We start from the raw sequence: 856 nt of genomic DNA on the forward strand, positions 1-856 counted from the left end.
TACCTATATCAAGAGGATATTGTGTGAAGTTGCATGGAGTCTAACTCGCGTAAGAGATTCATACCTTGCTACATGGTATTGGAAAGTAAAGCAGCGCCGAGGGACAAAGAAAGCAATAGTAGCTCTTGCTAGAAAATTACTGGTTATAATCTATAATATGCTTAAGAATGGCACTGACTATGATGAAAAAGTTTTTTATGAAGTTCGGAAGAAACAAGAAACGATACGTGTTAAACGACTTATCAATGAGGCTAAAAAGTTGGGTTTAGAAGTTATAGTGCCTCAATCAGTTTAAATTTTGATTAAATTTATAAGATTTCCAGCTGATGCCTTTTAGCATTGGTTAGTTTATTATTGCCTTTTTCTGGTTGAATGATCGAATATATTCTATTGTTAACGTTCAAAATTATTTTTGATTGCAATCTATTTTCGTGCTAACATATGAGAATGCGATTACTTTTTGCACGCATATTTTCTTAAGGTTAAAGGACGTTATTCTGCGAATCAAGAAATGCATAATTTTAAAACGAGAATTGATACCATTGAAAAATGGTTGCTAATGTATAGTTCAAATGATACTATATAAATGGTTGTCGTTGTAATCAGACATGTATCTACTAATGAGGATGAGAAAGGTAAATGAGAATTGAAAAAATAAGTTGAGGGCATGAATGTACTAAACTATCATAAGTAAGATTTATTATGCAGAAAACTACTTGGAGAGTATATTTTGGAGAGGAACAAAAAAGGAAAAATATAGATATGAAATTAGAAATGTACACAAACATATGTTGAACCTTTTAAATCCACAAAAAACTACATTTTAAGGAAAATATTAAAGAACTTGAGCCAAGAA

1 pseudogene is annotated in these 856 nt (G+C 30.8%); it reads left to right on the forward strand.

Annotation, left to right across the window (positions count from 1 at the left end):
• Positions 1–295: pseudogene (locus tag H964_RS01720) on the forward strand (IS110 family transposase); the annotation flags it as partial.
• Positions 296–856 lie beyond the last annotated feature (561 nt).

Origin of the sequence: Caldicellulosiruptor sp. F32, from assembly GCF_000404025.1 — a bacterium.
In the GTDB taxonomy this organism is placed as follows: Bacteria; Bacillota; Thermoanaerobacteria; order Caldicellulosiruptorales; family Caldicellulosiruptoraceae; genus Caldicellulosiruptor; species Caldicellulosiruptor saccharolyticus.